Here is a 19116-nt window from a genome sequence, read left to right as displayed (position 1 = left end):
TACCGGCACACCGGGCAGCCCCCACGGGACGGGGGCATGGCCGGAAGGTAGCGTCTGGGCCGAGCCGGTTCGGGAACGCCCTCCGGACCTGACGCGTTCACCAGGTGGCGGGCCCGGGTCCGACACCGTTCAGTTCTGTCCACCCTTACCTGCTCAGCCACTCGTTCCTACTCATCAACGGGAAGACGCTCACTTGATGCCGGACCGCAGCCTGCGACTCCTCACGTTCCCCCACCTGTCGGCGCAGGGAGGGGAGCGCGGCAGCGTGCTGCTGCGGGAGCGCCCCAGCTCACCGCCCGACGCGCCGTCGGACGGCGACCGCGGCGACGAGCGAGGGCGCGGGTCCCAGGAGGACAACCCCTTCGCCCCGCCGCCCGAGGGCACCCCGGACCGGCCCTGGCAGCCGCGGCGCCCCTCGGGCGACGACTCCCAGGACGACGGCGAGGACGACCGTGCGCCCTGGGGCAGCCGGTGGAGCGACCGGCAGCCCGGCCGCTCCTCCGACGGCTTCGGCGAGCGCCCCCGCGGCGGCCCCCAGGGCCCGGGCGGCCCCCAGGGCGGCCCGACCCCGCGCTGGGACCCGACGGACCCCGCCCAGCGCCGTGCGCGCTATGCCCTGCTGTCGGGCATGTGGGCCTTCTTCTTCGCCCTCTTCAGCTGGCCGTACGTGGCGCTGCTGCTCGGCGCGCTCGCCCTCTACTGGGGCATCAGCGCCCTGCGCGCCAAGCCCCGCAGGTCCGACCCGGACTCCCCGGCCCCCGAGCAGCAGGGCCGCCCCCAGACGACGGCGGCGGTGAGCGGCCTGGTCACGGCGTCCCTGGCCCTCGCCCTGGTCGCCGCGTCGTTCACGGCCCAGCTCGTCTACAGCGACTACTACACCTGCACGAACGACGCCCTCACGAACGAGGCGAAGCAGTCCTGCACGCACCTTCTGCCGAAGGAACTGCGGGGCTTCCTCGGCACGAACGGCTGACGCGCGGCCCGCCGCTTCAGGGGTTGTCGTGATCGAGGGGTGCGAAGGGGGCGTAGGGGGCGTCCGGAGCGGGGGGTGAGGTCTTCGGCTTCGCGGTCGTGTCGGCTGGGGAGGCACCGTCCTGGGCCGGTCCCGCCGCTCCGGCCGGGCCAGCGGGCCCTGCGCTTGCGGTGAGTCCGGCGACTCCGGCGATCCCGGCGATTCCGGTGCGGGTGAACCAGGCCCGGGCCGGGCGCGAGCCCAGTCGTCGGCGCATGCCCTGGCGGGTGCCCTCGGTCGGTTCTTTCCGCTGTTCGGCGATGCTCGCGCCGTCCGCCTGGGGCGCCCGGCAGTGCCAGGCCCGTACGGTCAGGGCCGTCGGTACGGCCACCAGCGCCAGCCACGCCAGTGTCGCCGCACCCACCTGCCACCACACGGGCCCGAACCGGGCCAGGACGCTGCCCCCGAGCGGGCCGCCCGCCAGCGCGGCGAGCCCCGCGAGGACGGCCGCGCACAGCACTGCCGTGAGCGCGGCGGCCCGGGCGGTGCGACCCGGCGACCAGACGGCACCGCCCCCGCTGCCCGGCCGCGTCCCGCCGCGCTCCCCGCACACCGCCCCCCGCGCCACGACCCAGCCGGCGGCCACCCCGGCGACCACCGGCACGGCCCCGGCCGCCGCCCAGTGCACCCACCGCCCCTCCCCCGCCTCCGGCACCGCCGCCAGCAGCGGAAACGGCGGCAGGAACGGAACCGGTGCGGAGGACAGCGGGCTGACGACATGGCCCGCGCCGAGAGCGAAGCCGGGGCCGAGGGCGTAGGCGGCACCCCACACCGCCGCGTTCGGCACCAGGGCCGCACACAGCAGCAGCACCGCGAACCGCCCCGACCACCCCTCGGTCAGCCGCAGCAGCGCCGTCTGGGCCGCCGCCCCGTGCCCCACCAGTGACACCGCCACCAGCAGCGCACCGCCCCCGAGAAGTACCCCCACCCCGGCCGCCGCGGCCCGGGCGGCGACACCCGGGCGCCCGTCCGGCCGGAGGACCAGCGGCCGTACCCCCGTCGGCAGGATGCCCAGCAGCCGCCGCAGCGGCCCGCCCGGACGGCCGTACGCCGACCACACACCCGCCCCGGCCGCCACGACGGCGACCAGCGGCACGCACACCCCCGTCCACACCCACGACGGCCGCAGCGCACCGCCCGCGGCGTACAGGACCGCGGGCGCGGCGACGGCGAGGTAGCCGAGGACGACGCCCGTCCAGGCGGTCCGGGCCGAGACCAGCGGCGGCCCGGCGACCACCGCGAGGCCCTCGACAGCCGCGACGCCCCCGGCGAAGCCGTCGCCCCCGTCCTCCTCCCCGCCGTCCGTGGCGTCCCGCGCCGCCCGGTGCAGCAGCCACGCCGGCAGCGCGAGCAGCAACAGCGGCGGGAGGCCCACGGGGGCCGGGACGCCGGCGAGTGTGTCGGTGCGGACCAGTTCGGCTCCGTGGGCCAGCAGCCACAGCGCCGCCGCCACATGCAGCGCGCCGCCGGGCCCGCTGTCGGGATACGGCGAGGTGATCCACAGCAGCATCACCAGTACGGCGAACGCCGCGAGCCCGAGGCCCGCCGCGACCGCACCCCCCACGAGGGCGTCGCCCAGCCCGGGCGAACGGTCGCGCAGCCGGGTGAGCAGGGACGACGGCGGACGTCGGCGAGCGGTCATCTCGATCACGCCCGCCATGCTCCCAACGACACGCGCTTTCCCGTCGTAACAGGCGAACCATCGATGTGTCGCTCAATATACGTTTATGCTCTTTTCTGTACGGAGGGGCGCCCTGTGACACAGAGCCCTGCCCTCCCGCTCCCGCCACCCAAGGAACGCCGACACCTGCGCGAGGCCGCTTCGCTGACGCGGGCTCAGCTGGCTTCCCGGGTGGGCGTCACCAGCGAGACGGTGCGCGGGTGGGAGACCGGCCGCGCCACGCCGCGCGGCCGGAAAGGGGAGAAGTACGCGCAGCTGCTGCACTCACTGGGCACGGAGGCGGGAGCGGACCTGGCACCGCCTCATGCGGAGCGCGGCACGGCAGACGCGAGCGATCGGAGCCGCCCGTCGGCCGGGGACCGCCGCCGGGCCTCCGGCCGGAACCGGGGCCGTACCTCCGTCACGGACCAGGACGGCACCACCGCCGGCCACCACAGCCGCGCCTCGGCCGGCGAGCACAGCCGTACCGCCGGCGGCGCCCTGAGCCGCGGCCCCGCCGCCGACCACCGCCACACCACCGTTGCCGATCACCGCCACCCGACCACCGCGGCCGCCGTCGCCGATCACCGCCACACCGCCGTCACGGACCGGCGCCCAGGCCCCGCCCGTGCGACGGCGGTCCCGCGGCGCCCGGACGACGCGGCCACCCTGACGCCCGACCAGGCCTTCGACGCGCTGTACGCCTTCTGCGCGCCCGCGCTCGTCCGGCAGACCTACCTGCTGACCGGCCGCCGTGAGCTGGCCCGGGAGTCGGTCGAGCGGGCGTTTCACATCGCCTGGCAGCGCTGGCCCGAGGTGGCCCGCGACCGCGACCCGGCGGGCTGGGTGCGGGCGGTGGCCTACGACTGCGCCCTCTCTCCGTGGCACCGGCTCCGCCCCCGCTACCGGCACCCCGAGCCGCCGCCTCCCGACGCCCTCGACCGCGCGCTGCTGGACACCCTGCTGAAGCTGCCGCCCTCGTACCGCCGCACGCTGCTGCTGTACGACGGTGTCGGGCTCGGCCTGCCGGAGACGGCGGCGGAGACGGAGGCGAGCAGCCGCGCGGCCGCGAACCGCCTGATGCACGCGCGGGAGGCGGTCGCCGAGCGGCTGCCGGAGCTGGCGGATCCGGAGATGCTCCACTGGCGGCTGGTCGAGCTGGCCTCCATCGAGCGGCTGCGGGCGGCCAAACCGCTGGACGTGCGCCGGGCCGCGGAGCGGCGGGCCCGTTTGTGGACCCGGGCCGCCATCGCCTTCACCGTCGCCCTGATCGGGGCCACGGCCCTCACCGCCCGCACGGCCCCCACCCACTACGAGCCGCCGGTGCCGCAGGGCGAGACCGTCCAGGGTGTGCCGCCACCGGTCGCGCCCGGGCCGCTGTCGGAGTCGGAGCGGGAGCTGCGGGCGAAGCTGCGCAAGGAGGCGCAGCGGGGGCCGGTCCGGCTGACGCCGCAGCCACGCTGACGCCTGTTCCAGGAGGTGGACGCCTGTTTCACGCAGGACGCCTGTTCCATGAAAGGACGCTGTTTCACGAAAGGACGCCGTTTCATGAAACGACAGTGGGCCCGCCCCCGTGCGGGGAGCGGGCCCACCTGTGAACTGTCGGCGCGGCTGGTCAGCCGGCGAGGATCGCGCGCGCCAGCTTCGCCGTCTCGGTCGGCGTCTTGCCGACCTTGACGCCGGCGGCCTCGAGGGCCTCCTTCTTCGCGGCGGCCGTGCCGGAGGAGCCGGAGACGATGGCGCCGGCGTGGCCCATGGTCTTGCCCTCGGGCGCGGTGAAGCCCGCGACGTAGCCGACGACCGGCTTGGTCACGTTCTCCTTGATGAAGGCCGCGGCCCGCTCCTCGGCGTCGCCGCCGATCTCACCGATCATCACGATCAGGTCGGTGTCGGGGTCGGCCTCGAACGCGGCGAGGGCGTCGATGTGGGTCGTCCCGATGACCGGGTCGCCACCGATGCCGACGGCGGAGGAGAAGCCGATGTCCCGCAGCTCGTACATCATCTGGTACGTCAGCGTGCCGGACTTCGACACCAGGCCGATGCGGCCCGGCTTGGTGATGTCGCCCGGGATGATGCCGGCGTTCGACTGGCCCGGCGTGATGAGGCCGGGGCAGTTCGGGCCGATGATGCGGGTCTTGTTGCCCTTGGACACGGCGTAGGCGTAGAACGCGGCCGAGTCGTGGACCGCGATGCCCTCGGTGATGACGACCGCGAGCGGGATCTCGGCGTCGATGGCCTCGACGACGGCGGCCTTGGCGAAGGCCGGCGGGACGAAGAGGACGGATACGTTGGCGCCCGTCTTCTCGATCGCCTCGGCGACCGTGCCGAAGACCGGGATCTCGTTGCCGTCGATGTCGACCGACGTGCCCGCCTTACGGGGGTTCACGCCACCGACGATGTTGGTGCCGTCGGCCAGCATGAGCTTGGTGTGCTTCATGCCCGTGGCACCGGTCATGCCCTGGACGATGACCTTGCTGTCCTTGTTGAGGAAGATAGCCATGGCTGTTTAGTCCCTCGTCCCTTACTTCGCAGCCGCGAGCTCGGCGGCCTTGTCGGCCGCGCCGTCCATGGTGTCCACGCGCTGCACCAGCGGGTGGTTGGCGTCGGAGAGGATCTTGCGACCCAGCTCGGCGTTGTTGCCGTCGAGACGGACGACGAGCGGCTTGGTGACGTCCTCGCCCTTGTCCTTGAGCAGCTGCAGCGCCTGCACGATGCCGTTGGCGACCTCGTCACAGGCGGTGATGCCACCGAAGACGTTGACGAAGACGGACTTGACGTCCGGGTCGCCGAGGATGATCTCCAGGCCGTTCGCCATCACGGCGGCGGAGGCGCCACCGCCGATGTCGAGGAAGTTGGCGGGCTTGACGCCACCGTGCGCCTCACCGGCGTACGCCACGACGTCCAGGGTGCTCATGACGAGACCCGCGCCGTTGCCGATGATGCCGACCTCGCCGTCGAGCTTGACGTAGTTGAGGTTCTTCTCCTTGGCGGCGGCCTCGAGCGGGTTGGCCGCCTCCTTGTCCTGGAGGGCCTCGTGCTCCGGCTGACGGAACTCGGCGTTCTCGTCCAGGGAGACCTTGCCGTCCAGGGCGATGACGTCACCGGAGGCGACCTTGGCCAGCGGGTTGACCTCGACCAGGAGGGCGTCCTCCTTGATGAAGGTGTCCCACAGCTTGACGAGGACGTTCACGACCTTGTCGGCGACCTCGGCCGGGAACTTCGCGGCCTCGACGATCTCCCGGGCCTTCGCCTCGGTGACACCCTCGTTGGCGTCGATCGGCGTCTTGGCGACGGCCTCGGGGCGGGTGGCCGCCACCTCCTCGATCTCCATGCCGCCCTCGACGGACGCGATGGAGAGGAAGGTGCGGTTGGCACGGTCCAGGAGGAAGGAGACGTAGTACTCCTCCACGATCTCCGGGGCCGTCTCGGCGATCATCACCTTGTGGACCGTGTGGCCCTTGATGTCCATGCCGAGGATGTTGGTCGCATGCTCGACGGCCTCGTCAGGGGTGGCGGCGAGCTTCACGCCACCGGCCTTGCCACGGCCGCCGACCTTCACCTGGGCCTTGACGACGGACTTGCCACCGAGGCGCTCGGTGGCTGCGCGGGCCGCCTCAGGCGTGTCGATGACTTCACCGGCCAGCACCGGTACATCGTGCTTGGCGAAGAGGTCCCTCGCCTGGTACTCGAACAGGTCCACGCGCTTCCGTCCCTATCAGTGATCTCGCGGTTCGTTGTCTGCGTGGGCGTGCCGCGAGGGCAACGTGACGTCCGCCGTCTGTCACAAGGGAGGCGCACACGGTGTCCGAGCGCGCGGCATGTCCGTCTCGCAGGTTATCGCTGCTTGCGGGGGGCCTCTAAATCGAGGGTCACACCTGAGCGGTGATACCTGTCACATGATGCCGCGCTCTCTGGCACGGCGTGCCGGGCGTGAGAGGCCTCACCGGGTTGGGGTTGACCCGGTGAGGCCCGTCGGACACCCCCGGTTCTCCGGGGTGCGGGCCGGGTGGGGACCACCCGGGTGGGACCACCCGGCCCCATCCACGAGGTTCCGGCCTCGGACGACCGATGGTTTTCGACCGCCTGCCGCGCTGACCGGGGAAGACGGGGACGTCCCGGTGACTGCCCCGGGCACCGGCGGTGCGGAATCGGGCCGCGACTCCGGCCGCCGAGCGCGGCATGCGTACGACGGCACCGGGCAGGGCTGCTGCCCAGATCAGGTGCTGACCGGATCAAGTGGGGGAGCTTCCTCCCGCGCCACGGAACAAGCGCACCGCGACGCACCGCGACGCACCGCCGAGCAGGCGCCGATCCTCGCACGGGAGTGCGTCACGCCGCATCCGGTATCGGCAGCGGACGCTTCTCGATCGCCGCCGCCATCACCTCGGGGAACAGATCGGGCGTGCAGGCGAACGCCGGTGCCCCCAGCGCGGCGAGCGCTGCCGCGTGCTCACGGTCGTACGCCGGTGCCCCCTCGTCGGAGAGCGCCAGCAGCGTCACGAACTGCACCCCCGAGGCCTTCATCGCCGCGACCCGCTTCAGCATCTCGTCCCGTATGCCTCCCTCGTACAGGTCGCTGATCAGCACGACCACCGTCTCCGCGGGCCGGGTGATCTGCGACTGGCAGTAGGCCAGTGCCCGGTTGATGTCCGTGCCGCCGCCCAGTTGTGTCCCGAACAGGACGTCGACCGGGTCGTCGAGCTGGTCCGTCAGGTCGACGACCGCCGTGTCGAAGACGACGAGTCGCGTGGAGATCGTCCGCATCGAGGCGAGCACCGCCCCGAACACCGATGCGTACACGACCGATGACGCCATGGATCCCGACTGGTCGATACAGAGGATGACCTCCTTCTTCGTGGTCTGGGACGCCCGCCCGTACCCGATGAACCGCTCCGGCACGATCGTTCGGTACTCGGGCAGGTAGTGCTTGAGGTTGGCCGCGATCGTGCGGTTCCAGTCGATGTCGTGGTGGCGGGGCCGGTTGATGCGGGCGCTGCGGTCGAGGGCGCCGGTGAGGGTGGCCCGGGTGCGCGTGGCGAGCCGCTTCTCCAGGTCCTCGACGACCTTGCGCACGACGGCCCGTGCCGTCTCCTTCGTCGTCTCGGGCATGGCCTTGTTGAGCGACAGCAGCGTGCCGACCAGGTGCACGTCGGCCTCCACCGCCTCCAGCATCTCCGGCTCCAGCAGGAGCGTGGCGAGACCGAGCCGGTCGATGGCGTCGCGCTGCATGACCTGTACGACGGAGGACGGGAAGTACGTCCTGATGTCCCCGAGCCAGCGCGCCACGGACGGCGCCGACGCCCCGAGCCCCGCCGAGCGGTCCCGGCCCCCCTGCGGTTTGTCCCCCTTTCCGTAGAGCGCGGTCAGCGCCCCGTCCATCGCCGCGTCCCGCCCGGACAGTGCGCACCCGGTGCCGTCCGCCGCGTCGCCCCCGAGCACGAGCCGCCACCGCCGCAACCGCTCCTGCGCCGGGTCCGTCACCTCGGCCGTCATCCGTGTCCTCCCTTGCGAGGCCGTTCCCACAGCGGGATCACCGGCACGGCCGTCCTCGGCCGGCCTTCCGCCCGCGTCCCGTTCCCGGCGGTGTCTTCCCCTTCCGCGCTCGGTACCGGCCGCCTCGGTCCGTCGGTCGTCATCCCGTCACCCCCACCAGGTCGTCGCCGATGTGCTCTGTCTCTTCGTCTTCGTCCAGCCCGAGCAGCAGCCGCAGGACCGGCAGCACGGCGTCCGCGCGCACCGGTTCGAGCTCTGCCGAGAAGCCGGGTATGCCGGAGCCGGCCCCGGTCGTGCTGCTCCCGGCCCCCGGCCCGCGCCGGACCAGTTCACCGAGGGTCCGCCGCACGCCGGGCTCGTACGCCGAGAACGTCCGCCGCAGCAGGGGCAGCACGTCCGTGAACGCCTCCGCCGGCACACCTGTCAGCCACGCGTCGACCAGCCCGAGCAGCCGCTCGTCGTGCACCAGGAGCATCCCGCCCCCGGAGCCTCCTCCGACGAAGCCCTCGATCCACGCGGCCGCGTCCGCCGGTGGCGTGCCCGGGGACAGGACGAGTCCCATGAGGCGCGCCGCCTCGTCCTGCGCCAACTCCCCGTCGTCCAGCAGGAGCCGCACGGCCCGTCCTCTGATCACTCCGGGTACGGTGTCCCGCCCGCACAGCACCCGCAGCACCGACTGCCAGCGGGTTCTCAAGTGACCCTGCCCCGAGGCGGGGGTGTCCCCCAGGAGCCCCACGGCCCCGTGCACGGCGTCGACATGACGCCGCATCTCCTCGGCCCCGTCCGTGTCGAGCGCGGCGCAGGCGGGGGGCAGGCCGACGAAGACCCGCTCGGCGAGACCCGCCGCGACCTCTCCCAGGGCCCCGGTGTCCGTGCCGCGCACATCGCCGTAGCGCAGGGAGCGGACCAGGGCCGGCAGCGCCTGGGCGAGCCGGCCGACATCCGCGTCGAGAGCGGCGCGGTCGGCGAGGATCCGCATCACCGTCGGCAGGGCGTCGGTCAGTTCGGCCTGCAGGCAGCACTCTGCGAGTGCGGTGACATCGGCGAGCCCCTGCGCGGTGACGGTGTCAGACTCGGCCTTGGCGGTCGCGGCGGACAGGACGGTCGTCCCCCACACCCCGGCCTCGGCGACCCTCACCGACAGCTCGGGCTCCCAGCGCAGCCGCCACGTCTCCCGGAACGTGCCCGTGCTGCCCCGCGAGGCGGCCGGTTCGCCCCAGGCGATGCCGAGCAACCGCAGCCGGTGCAGCAGCCTGCTGCGGGCGGCGTCGGTCTCCTTGCGCAGGTCGAGCTCCAACTCCCGCTCCAGCGCCTCCGGCTTCAGCCGCAGCCGGCGCTGGAGCCGGGCGAGGTCCCGCTGCAACGGAACCGCCGGGGCCGTCGCCGGCACCTCCCCCAGCACGTCCCCCACGACCAGCCGGTCCCGCACCAGCGCCAGCGGCACGTCCGAGCCCTCGCACATCACCGCCCGCACCGCGTCGGTCGTCTCGCTCAGGCCGGGCAGCGGACGGCCGCGCATCGCGGCGAGCGTCTCGGCCAGCCGCACCGCCTCGATGACGTGCGCGGACGAGACGAGCCGGTCCTCGGCGCGCAGCAGTCCCGCCACCTTCGTCATCCACCGCTCGACCGGCCGGTCCGGGGCGCTGAAGAGGTGCCCGTACCAGCCCGGCGAGTCGATGCCGGCCCCGTAGCCGCTCACCCGGGACAGCCGACGGTGGGTCCACGGCACCCACGTCATGTCCGTCTTGACCTTGGGCAGCCCCTTCAGCAGCGCCTTGTCGGCGGCGACGGTGGTCTTCCGCCGCAGGGCGGGCACATGCCACGCCCCGCACACGACGGCCACGCCGTCCTCGAACTCCCGCTGCGCGGCGCGCACCTGGAGCCGCATATACGCCTCGCGCACCAGGTCCCGGTCGTGTCCCCCGCTGCCGTAGGTCTCCCGCAGCGCCCCCATCGCCTCCTCCAGCACGGTGAACGGCGCGAGCGCGTCTCCCTTCCCCACGCCCCGGTGCTCCACGACGTCCTCCCACCACCGCTCCGGGTCGTCGTAGCCGGCGGTCTCGGCGAGCACGCCGAGCGGATCGATCCGCACGTCGGCGGGTCCGGGGACGGGTTCAGGCGCGGGTCCTGGGTCGGGTTCGGGTCGGGATTCTGATGCGGGGCCGGGTCCGGGTGCGGGCTCGGGTTCGGGTCCGAGCTCGGGTACGGAGCCGGGCTCGGGTACGGAGCCGGCTCCGGCGTCACCCTCGCTGTCCGCCGTATCGGCATCCAGGGGTGATTCCCCCTTCCCTTCGGCCTCGTCCTCCTGCGTCCCCCACGCCAGCGTGTGCGTGGCCGGCAGGTCGATGAAGCGGGCCGGGACGCCGTGTTCCAGGGCCCAGCGGATGGCGACCCACTCCGGGGAGAACTCGGCCAGCGGCCAGAACGCCGAGCGCCCGGGCTCGTCCACGGCATGGGCGAGCAGGGCGACCGGCGGCCGCATCTCCTCGTCTGCGGCGAGCGGAATCAGCGCATCGGCCTCGGGCGGTCCCTCGATCAGCACGACCCGCGGCCGGGCCTCCTCCAACGCCGCCCGCACGGCCCGCGCCGACCCCGGCCCGTGATGCCGCACCCCGAGCAGCAACGGTCCCGCCCCGGCCGCCCGGCCCACACCTTCCTTCCAGCCCGTCACTTGATCCCCTCCCATCGCATGCCCGGCCCCGGCCCCCGCCCCGCGTCGCTCACACGCTCACCTCCCGGCAGGCCCGGTAGAAGTCCTTCCAGCCGTCCCGCTCGCGGACCACCGTCTCCAGGTACTCCTGCCAGATGACCCGGTCGGCCGCCGGGTCTCGCACCACCGCGCCGAGGATGCCCGCGGCCACGTCGCCCGGGCGCAGCACGCCGTCGCCGAAGTGGGCCGCCAGTGCGAGCCCGTTGGTGACGACGGAGATCGCCTCGGCTGTGGACAGCGTGCCGCTCGGCGACTTCAGCTTCGTGCGGCCGTCGGTCGTGACCCCGTCGCGCAGCTCGCGGAAGACCGTGACCACCCGGCGGATCTCGTCGAGGCCGTCGGGCGCGGCCGGCAGGTCGAGGGAGCGGCCGATCTGGTCGACACGGCGCGAGACGATGTCGACCTCGGCCTCGGGGCTCTCCGGCAACGGCAGCACCACCGTGTTGAACCGGCGGCGCAGGGCGCTGGACAGGTCGTTGACCCCGCGGTCGCGGTCGTTGGCCGTGGCGATCAGGTTGAAGCCGCGGACCGCCTGCACCTCCTCGCCCAGCTCCGGTATGGGCAGCGTCTTCTCCGACAGGATCGTGATGAGCGTGTCCTGCACGTCGGCCGGGATACGCGTCAGTTCCTCGACGCGGGCGGTCATGCCCTCGGCCATGGCCCGCATGACCGGGCTGGGCACGAGGGCGTCGCGGCTCGGGCCGTGGGCGAGCAGCTGCGCGTAGTTCCAGCCGTACCGGATGGCCTCCTCAGGTGTGCCGGCCGTGCCCTGCACCAGCAGCGTGGAGTCGCCGCTGACCGCTGCGGCCAGGTGCTCGGAGACCCAGGTCTTCGCCGTGCCGGGCACACCGAGCAGGAGCAGGGCGCGGTCGGTGGCGAGCGTGGTGACGGCGACCTCGACGATGCGGCGCGGGCCGACGTACTTGGGTGTGATCACCGTGCCGTCCGGCAGCGTGCCGCCGAGCAGGTACGTCGCGACCGCCCACGGCGACAGCTTCCAGCGTGCCGGACGCGGACGGTCGTCCTGCGCGGCCAGCGCGGCGAGTTCACCGGCGAAGGCGTCCTCGGCGTGCGGTCGCAGTGCTTGTGCCTCAGGTACGTCCGCGGGTGCGCCCGTGCCCGCGTTCGCGGGCGCGGACCCGTTCTGGCTCGGGTCGACGGACGTCGGTTCTACGGACACAGGCATGGCTGAGTCCCCCTCCAGCTCGGCCGGTTCGGATCTGGCATCCACGTTGCACCACACCACTGACAATGCGTTCTGACCTGCGCAAACGCTTCGCCGGAGCCGCTCGCGGACCCGATTGTCAGTGGTGGGATCTACCTTCGATGGCATGACTCAGCAGGGGGTGCGCTGGACCGCGGACCAGGTGCTGGCACTGGCGCCTGACGCCGCATCACGCAAAGCGGGAAGCAAACTCGGCGCGGCGGGGCCGTGGTCCGAGGCGGGGAGTTCCGACGAGGGGACGGTGTGGGGGCTGTGCAAGGGCAGCGGAAGCAAGCCGTATCAGACGGTCGTGGACATCGCGGACGCCTCCGGGCCCGCGTACAAGTGCAGTTGTCCGAGCCGGAAGTTCCCGTGCAAGCACGCGCTCGGGCTGCTGCTGCTCTGGGCGGGCGGCGAGACAGCGGTGCCGGCCGGGGAAGCGCCGGAGTGGGCCGGGCAGTGGATAGCGGGGCGGCGCAAGCGCGCGGAGGAGAAGAAGGCCGGGGACGGCTCCGTCGCGTCGTCCGGGTCCGCTGATCCGGAGGCGGCGAGGCGCCGGGCGGAGCGCCGGGCCGAGCGGGTCACGGCGGGCGCGGTGGAGCTGGAGCAGCGCCTGACCGACCTGTTGCGCGGGGGCCTGGCCTCGGCGGAGCAGTCGGGCTACGGCCTGTGGGAGGAGACGGCGGCCCGCATGGTCGACGCCCAGGCCCAGGGCCTGGCCTCGCGCGTCAGGGAGTTGGGGGCCATACCGTCCACCGGCCCGGGCTGGCCGGTGCGTCTGCTGGAGGAGTGCGCGTTGCTGCATCTCCTCGGCCAGGGCTGGCTGCGCCGGGAGCGGCTGCCCGATGCCCTCGCCGCCACGGTCCGCTCCCGCATCGGTCTGCCGGGCTCCGCGGACGGACCGCCGGTGCGGGACCGCTGGCTGGTGCTCGCCCAGTACGACACGGCGGACACCCGCCTGACGACCCGCCGGATCTGGCTGTACGGCACCGACTCGGACCGCACCGTGCTGCTCCTCTCCTACGGCGCCGCCGGCCGCGCCCCGGAGCTGGCACTGCCGGTCGGGCTGGCCCTGGAGGCCGAGGTGTCCGCCTACCCGGGCGCCGGGCAGTCGCGGGTGGCCCTGGGCGAACAGTTCGCCCCGCCCGCGCCGACGGCGATACGCCCGCCGGGGATGACGACGTCCCAGGCTGCCGCCCGTTACGGCGACGCCCTGCGCGACGATCCCTGGCTGGAGTCCGTCCCGGTGACGCTGGACCGGGTCGTCCCCACCCCGGACGGCGGCTCCTGGCAGTTGGCGGACGCGGACGAGGACGCGGCGTTGCCGCTCACTCCGGCCGCGCGCTCCCGGCCGGGTCTGTGGCGGCTGGTCGCGCTGTCGGGCGGCGCCCCGGTCCGGGTCTTCGGCGAATGCGGTCACCAGGGTTTCACTCCGCTGACGGCCTGGCCGGAAGGCCCGGGCGAGGCGATAGCTCTGTGCTGAGCCGACACTGCCGGTGCCGGCGGCCCGGCCTTTCCGGCCCGATCCGCCGCCTTCCCCTCAACTCCACGAATCTTTCAGGCATCCCGGGACAACCGGTAAGGGTGAGCCTTCAACCACCCCTGGGCGCCCCACGGAAAGGAAGCTCATGACCAGGACCTCCGCTCCTGTGGTCGCGCCCCCGACGGGCGCCTGGGAGGGGCTCGTCACCACGGCACTGCTGGGCACGGACCGGCGCACGCCGCCGGGCACCGTTCCGGGCCCGGACGCGCCGGTGGCCCTGCTGGACGCGGCGGCCGTGGAGACGGTACGGCGACGGGCCGGTCTGCGTCCGGCGCGGGCGGCGGAGCGTCCGCGACCGGCTCCGCAGGACCCGCGTCCGCCGCTGCCGCAGGCCGCCGCCCGCAGACTCGCGATCCTGCTGGCCGACCGCCCCGGCGCGTCCGGCGGCGGCCGTCGGGGCACCGCGCCCGACCTGACGGAGCTGCTGCCCCAGTGGCTCGCGGCGGCCAACACCCTTGGTTTTGCTCCGCCTCCGCACCTGCTGCCGGCGTTGCTGGACGCGGCGCGAGGGCGTACCGACCTGCGTCCGGCGGCGCTGGAGTTCGCGGGGCCGCGGGCCCTGTGGCTGGCCCGGCTGAACCCGGACTGGCGGTTCGCCCTGCGTTCGACACCGGGCGGTGGAGCGGCCCTGCCGCATCTCGATGACGACGGCAGCGTCCGGCAGCTGTGGGAAGAGGGCCTGTTCGCCGAACGGGTCGCTCTCCTGTCCGCCCTGCGCTCCCGCGAACCGGCTGCCGCACGCGACCTGCTCGCAGCGACCTGGGCGACGGAACGGGCCGAGGACCGGCTGATGTTCCTCGACTCGCTGCGCACGGGCCTGGGGCCGGACGACGAGCCCTTCCTGGAACAGGCCCTGGCCGACCGCAGCCGCAACGTCCGGGCGACGGCGGCGGAACTGCTGTCGGCGCTGCCCGGTTCGGCGCTCGCGGCACGGATGGCGCTCAGGGCGGAGGCGTGCGTCGCGATCGACCACATGCAGCCCGCCCAGCCGGCGCAGGAGGCCACCTCAGCCACCGGGTCCCCGGTGGCCACGCCGACGATCACCGTCGAAGCGCCGCACGAGTGCGATCCGGGCATGGAGCGCGACGGCGTCGTGGCGAAGGCGCCGACCGGGCGGGGTGAACGGTCGTGGTGGTTCGGCCAGTTGGTGGAGGCGGCTCCGCTCGGGACCTGGTCGCGGCGGCTGGGCGGGCGGACACCCCGGGAGATCGTGGCACTGCCGGTCACGGACGACTGGCAGGGCGAACTGCACGCGGCGTGGTGCCGGGCCGCCGTGCGCCAGCGGGACGCCGAGTGGTCGCGCGCGCTGCTCGGAGAACCCTCGGCACCGGAAGCGGGCGGGCCGGGCGCGGTGTCCCTGGCCGAACGCGCCAAGCTGCTCGGCACGCTGGACGCCGGCGAGCGGGCCGAGTGGGTGGCCGGCTTCATCGCGACGCACGGCCTGTCCGAAGCGTTTCAGCTGCTCGGGGTGTGCGCGGTGCCTTGGGCGCCGCCGCTCGGCCGGGCGGTGGTGGACGCGCTCAACATCGCGCGGGACGCGGGGAGTTATCCATGGAGTTTCAGCGGAGTCATGGGCCTGGCCGAGCGCTGCCTGGACCCGTCCGAGGCCGGCCGCCTCGACGCCTTGCTGGCCGTGCCGGACGAGCCGGAGAACGCGTCTCCCGGCGCCGGCGGCTACTGGGCGGAGGCCTTCCAGCGCCTGGTCACGACCTTGCGCCTGCGCGCGGCGATGACGCAGGAGCTGAACATTTCCTGACGCCGCCCCGGGGCACGGAGCCCGGCTGCCTCCCACCGGCGCCGGTCCCGGTCTCGGTCCCGGCAGGCCATGACGACCCGCACACAACACCCCGGGCAGACCGTCACCACCGGCAGACAACACCCAGGGCCACCGGCACACACCCCGGCAGCCCCGGAGGAGGCCTACGCCCCGGCCGGCTGGCGTACGTTCGCCCGGACCCAGTCCACGATCGACGCCGTCGTCGCGCCGGGCGTGAAGATCTCCGCGACGCCCTTCTCCTTCAGCAGGGGAATGTCCGCCTCGGGGATGATCCCGCCGCCGAAGACCAGGATGTCCTCCGCGTCCCGCTCCTTGAGCAGGTCGATCACCGCCGCGAAGAGCGTGTTGTGCGCGCCGGAGAGGATGGACAGCCCGATCGCGTCGGCGTCCTCCTGGAGCGCGGTGTCGACGATCTGCTCGGGGGTCTGGTGGAGCCCGGTGTAGATGACCTCCATACCGGCGTCGCGCAGGGCCCGCGCGATGACCTTGGCCCCGCGATCGTGGCCGTCGAGTCCCGGCTTGGCCACCACCACGCGGATCGGACCGGCTGCCACACCCATCACTGCCTCCATGAAGCGACTACATCCATCCGTACCGACAAGTACCGCACATATCGCCCTAGCTGTATACGCCGCACCGCACGGACACCCTGCCCCGATTCGTCCGGGCAAGTGAACGAACGTTATCTCCAGGATCCCGCGACCGGCAGTTTCGGGGTGCGGACCGAGGGGGAAATCACACGATGGGACAAGCGCAAGGGGAGCCGCGACGAGGTCGCCGTACCGCCGCCCCACCCACCACGCACAGCGGCGGTACGGCACCTCGGCGAAGGCACGCGGGACACGCAGGGCACGCACAGCACGCAGGGCAGACACGGCGCAACAGCGGGGAGCCTCGTCGCCGCACCGGCAGGGGACCTCGTCGCATCACTGGCGTCACACGCGCCACAAGCCGCGCTCCTTCCCCGCGGCTCACGCCGCTCACGCAGTCATCAGCCGTCTTCGCCGCTGCTTTCCACGAGGGCATACGGGGGGCGGCCGGCCTCCCGCGTGCCGACAGGAGGTCGGCCATGAAGGTCACCAGGGCTGCTCTGCCCTTTCTTCCGTTCTGCCAGCGTCTGCTGCCGAGCCGGCTGGCGGGACTCTCGCTGGCGCTCCTGAAGGCCACTGCCCTGGAGATCGCGATTCTGGCCGGGCATCTCCTCCTCTATCCCTCCGGCATCACCCAGGAGCGCCGGGCTCCCGCCCCACTGCCCTCGGGTGGCGCCGCCCAACTGCCCACGGAGGCCAAGCCCCCGGTCGTCCTGCTGCACGGCTTCATCGACAACCGCTCGGTCTTCGTCCTGCTGCGCCGCAGCCTCGCCCAGCACGGCAGGCAGCAGATCGAGTCCCTCAACTACTCGCCGCTCACCTGCGACATACGAGCCGCGGCCGAGCTGCTCGGCCGTCACATAGAGGAGGTCTGCGAGCGCACCGGAGCCCGGCAGGTCGACGTCGTCGGACACAGCCTCGGGGGCCTGATAGCGCGTTACTACGTGCAGCGGCTCGGCGGCGACACGCGCGTGCGGACCCTCGTGACACTCGGCACCCCGCACTCGGGCACCCGGGTGGTGCCCCTGGCCAACGCGCACCCCATCGTGCGCCAGATGCGCCCCGGCTCACCGGTGCTCGAGGAGCTCACACGGCCGGCCCCGGGCTGCCGTACGCACTTCGTCAGCTTCTGGAGCGACCTGGACCACGTGATGGACCCGCTGGAGACGGCCTGCATCGACCATCCCGATCTGACGGCGCAGAACGTGCGGGTGACCGGCATCGGTCATCTCGCCCTGCCCGTGCACCCCGCCGTCGCCGACGGAATACGGCAGGTTCTCGACACGGCCCACGAGGGTGAACCGTCCGTCGGCCGGACCGGCGGTCTGACGGTGGCCTGAGACTCGTCATACCACCGGCACCCGGCGCCGAAGCACCGACCAACCTCGAACAAACTTCGAACACAGGGCCAAACCCGTGCCCGCCGTCCGCCAAAACACGGCCGAATGCCCGTTTCCTGCGCGCGCGAAACCTGCCGAAGATTGTCGTGCCCGCGTACCGCCGGGTACAGTCGCCGCACTGCTCTGGCAGCCCCTGTTGTCGAGGCGAAAGAGAAGTTGGTGAACGACCGTCACCCGTCGGGGACCATGCCCCCGGCTCCGGCTTCCGACGCCGACTCGGCGCACTACGCGTCGTACGGCACCCAGGAAGCCCAGTACGGCGACTTCACCACGTACGGCGACTACGCCGCCACCGGATTTGACACCACGGGTACGGACGGCACCGGTTTTGCGGCCACCGGCCACACCACCGCGACGTTCGCGACCGACCCCCTCTTCGGCGACATGCCGGGCAGCGGTCACGACACGGGCGCGTACGACACCGGCCACTGGCCCACCGGCACGCACGACAACCCGCACTACGACGCGTACGCGGCCCAGCACCACGCCGCCTACGACACCGGCGTCTACGACACGACGGCCTGGACGGCCGGGCAGCAGCCGCTCCCGGTCATCCCGCCGCAGGCCACCTCCCCGGACAGCACCGGGCAGTGGGACACCGGTGCCTGGATCCAGCCCGACCAGTCCGGCAATGCGGCCGACCAGACCCAGCAGTGGGAATGGGGCACGCAGGCCTTCGACACCGGCGCCTACGACGCCACGCAGTGGAACACCGACGGCGCCGGCGCCCCGGCCCCCGACGCGTACGAGCAGCACGGCGAAACCTTCGAGCAGCACGAGACCGCGACGTTCGATCAGGTCGCCTACGACGAATTCGACGGGGCCGCCTACCACGACCCCGCCCAGGACGGCGGCGAGCCGGCCGCCACCGGCGAACTGCCCACCGTCGCCCCGCTCCTGGACGGCCAGGAGGAGACCGGCCCGCGCGCCGGCTCACGGGCGGCCGCGCGCGCCGGGTCCCGTTCCCGTCGCCGTACGCCGCCCAGGCGCTCGGCGCTGCTGACCATCGCGGTGCCCTCGGCGTGCGTGATGGGCGTCGCGGGCATCGCCGCCGCCTCCGTCGGCACGTTCTCCGACGACGGCGCCGCCGAGGCGCACACGACCGCGGCGGACGCGCAGCCGGTGAAACCGGCCGCCGCCAACAACAAGCTGGACACGCAGCTCCAGAGCCTCGCCGCCGGCGCCGACGACTTCGCCGACCGGGCCAGCCGTACGCAGGAGCGCATCGACCTCAAGGCCCAGCAGGCGGCCGAGCGCAAGCGCGCCGCGCAGGAGGCGGCCCGCAAGGAGCGGCTGCGCCCCAAGTTCGCCCTGCCGGTCGCCCGGCACGGACTCAGCGCCTACTACGGCCAGTCGGGCATCAACTGGATGTCCCTGCACACCGGCATCGACTTTCCCGTCTCGTACGGCACGACCGTGATGGCCGCGACCGACGGCACCGTCCGCACGCAGTGGAACAGCGCGTACGGCAACATGATGATCGTGACCGCGAAGGACGGCACGGAGACGTGGTACTGCCACCTCTCCACCTACACGGTCCCCTCCGGTACGACCGTGAAGGCCGGCGATCCGATCGCGCGCTCCGGCAACTCCGGCAACTCGACCGGCCCTCATCTGCACTTCGAGGTGCGCCCGGCCGGCGGCTCGGCGATCGACCCGCTCCCGTGGCTGCGCAGCCACGGCATCGACCCGACGTAACGTCCCGGCAGCCCCCGCCCGTCGGGCGA

General features: G+C 73.2%; 13 protein-coding genes. 6 read left to right on the top strand and 7 right to left on the bottom strand.

Translation table 11 applies throughout. The annotated features are described in order from the left end of the window. Positions 1-196: 196 nt before the first annotated feature. Entirely contained in the window at positions 197-973 is a 777-nt protein-coding gene (locus tag ACFZDA_RS21605; protein ID WP_391083754.1) for a hypothetical protein, read from the top strand. Positions 974-989: 16 nt separating this feature from the next. Here ACFZDA_RS21605 and ACFZDA_RS21600 read toward each other — a convergent pair whose 3' ends face one another. Then, a complete protein-coding gene (locus tag ACFZDA_RS21600) occupies positions 990-2672 on the bottom strand; it encodes a DUF6350 family protein (protein WP_391083751.1) in 1683 nt (560 codons plus the stop codon). Positions 2673-2768: 96 nt separating this feature from the next. On the opposite strand from ACFZDA_RS21600, the gene ACFZDA_RS21595 reads away from it, so the two are divergent. Beyond that, positions 2769-4136, top strand: coding sequence for a sigma factor-like helix-turn-helix DNA-binding protein (locus ACFZDA_RS21595; protein ID WP_391083747.1), 1368 nt, complete (start codon positions 2769-2771; stop codon positions 4134-4136). A gap of 151 nt (positions 4137-4287) precedes the next feature. Here ACFZDA_RS21595 and sucD read toward each other — a convergent pair whose 3' ends face one another. From sucD to ACFZDA_RS21570, 5 genes are all read right to left on the bottom strand, one after another. Beyond that, complete coding sequence (gene sucD / locus ACFZDA_RS21590) at positions 4288-5172, bottom strand: succinate--CoA ligase subunit alpha (RefSeq protein WP_391083744.1); 885 nt, start codon at positions 5170-5172, stop codon at positions 4288-4290. Positions 5173-5193: 21 nt separating this feature from the next. Beyond that, positions 5194-6372, bottom strand: a complete 1179-nt coding sequence (gene sucC / locus ACFZDA_RS21585; protein ID WP_391083741.1) for an ADP-forming succinate--CoA ligase subunit beta — start codon at positions 6370-6372, stop codon at positions 5194-5196. A gap of 629 nt (positions 6373-7001) precedes the next feature. Then, on the bottom strand, positions 7002-8165 hold the full coding sequence (locus tag ACFZDA_RS21580) for a VWA domain-containing protein (RefSeq protein WP_391083738.1): 1164 nt from the start codon (positions 8163-8165) through the stop codon (positions 7002-7004). Positions 8166-8304: 139 nt separating this feature from the next. Next, positions 8305-10851 (bottom strand): DUF5682 family protein, encoded by a 2547-nt coding sequence (locus ACFZDA_RS21575; protein WP_391083735.1) that lies wholly within the window; start codon positions 10849-10851, stop codon positions 8305-8307. A 34-nt stretch (positions 10852-10885) separates the two neighbouring features. After that, positions 10886-12061, bottom strand: a complete 1176-nt coding sequence (locus tag ACFZDA_RS21570) for an AAA family ATPase (protein WP_391083732.1) — start codon at positions 12059-12061, stop codon at positions 10886-10888. Positions 12062-12206: 145 nt separating this feature from the next. On the opposite strand from ACFZDA_RS21570, the gene ACFZDA_RS21565 reads away from it, so the two are divergent. Further along, entirely contained in the window at positions 12207-13562 is a 1356-nt protein-coding gene (locus ACFZDA_RS21565; protein WP_391083730.1) for an SWIM zinc finger family protein, read from the top strand. A 145-nt stretch (positions 13563-13707) separates the two neighbouring features. Continuing rightward, positions 13708-15378 (top strand): DUF5691 domain-containing protein, encoded by a 1671-nt coding sequence (locus ACFZDA_RS21560; protein WP_391083726.1) that lies wholly within the window; start codon positions 13708-13710, stop codon positions 15376-15378. Between the two features lie 164 nt (positions 15379-15542). Here ACFZDA_RS21560 and ACFZDA_RS21555 read toward each other — a convergent pair whose 3' ends face one another. Further along, entirely contained in the window at positions 15543-15959 is a 417-nt protein-coding gene (locus tag ACFZDA_RS21555) for a cobalamin B12-binding domain-containing protein (RefSeq protein ID WP_059424972.1), read from the bottom strand. A gap of 509 nt (positions 15960-16468) precedes the next feature. Between ACFZDA_RS21555 and ACFZDA_RS21550 the strand changes: the two genes are divergently transcribed. Then, positions 16469-17329 carry an alpha/beta fold hydrolase gene (locus ACFZDA_RS21550; RefSeq protein WP_391083722.1) on the top strand — a complete coding sequence of 287 codons (861 nt, stop codon included), beginning with the start codon at positions 16469-16471 and terminating at the stop codon, positions 17327-17329. Positions 17330-17434: 105 nt separating this feature from the next. Further along, positions 17435-19087 carry a peptidoglycan DD-metalloendopeptidase family protein gene (locus tag ACFZDA_RS21545; RefSeq protein WP_391083719.1) on the top strand — a complete coding sequence of 551 codons (1653 nt, stop codon included), beginning with the start codon at positions 17435-17437 and terminating at the stop codon, positions 19085-19087. Positions 19088-19116: the final 29 nt, after the last annotated feature.

Source organism: Streptomyces sp. NPDC007991 (genome assembly GCF_042958445.1).
GTDB lineage: Bacteria > Actinomycetota > Actinomycetes > Streptomycetales > Streptomycetaceae > Streptomyces.
This window is presented reverse-complemented; position numbering and strand designations above follow the sequence as displayed.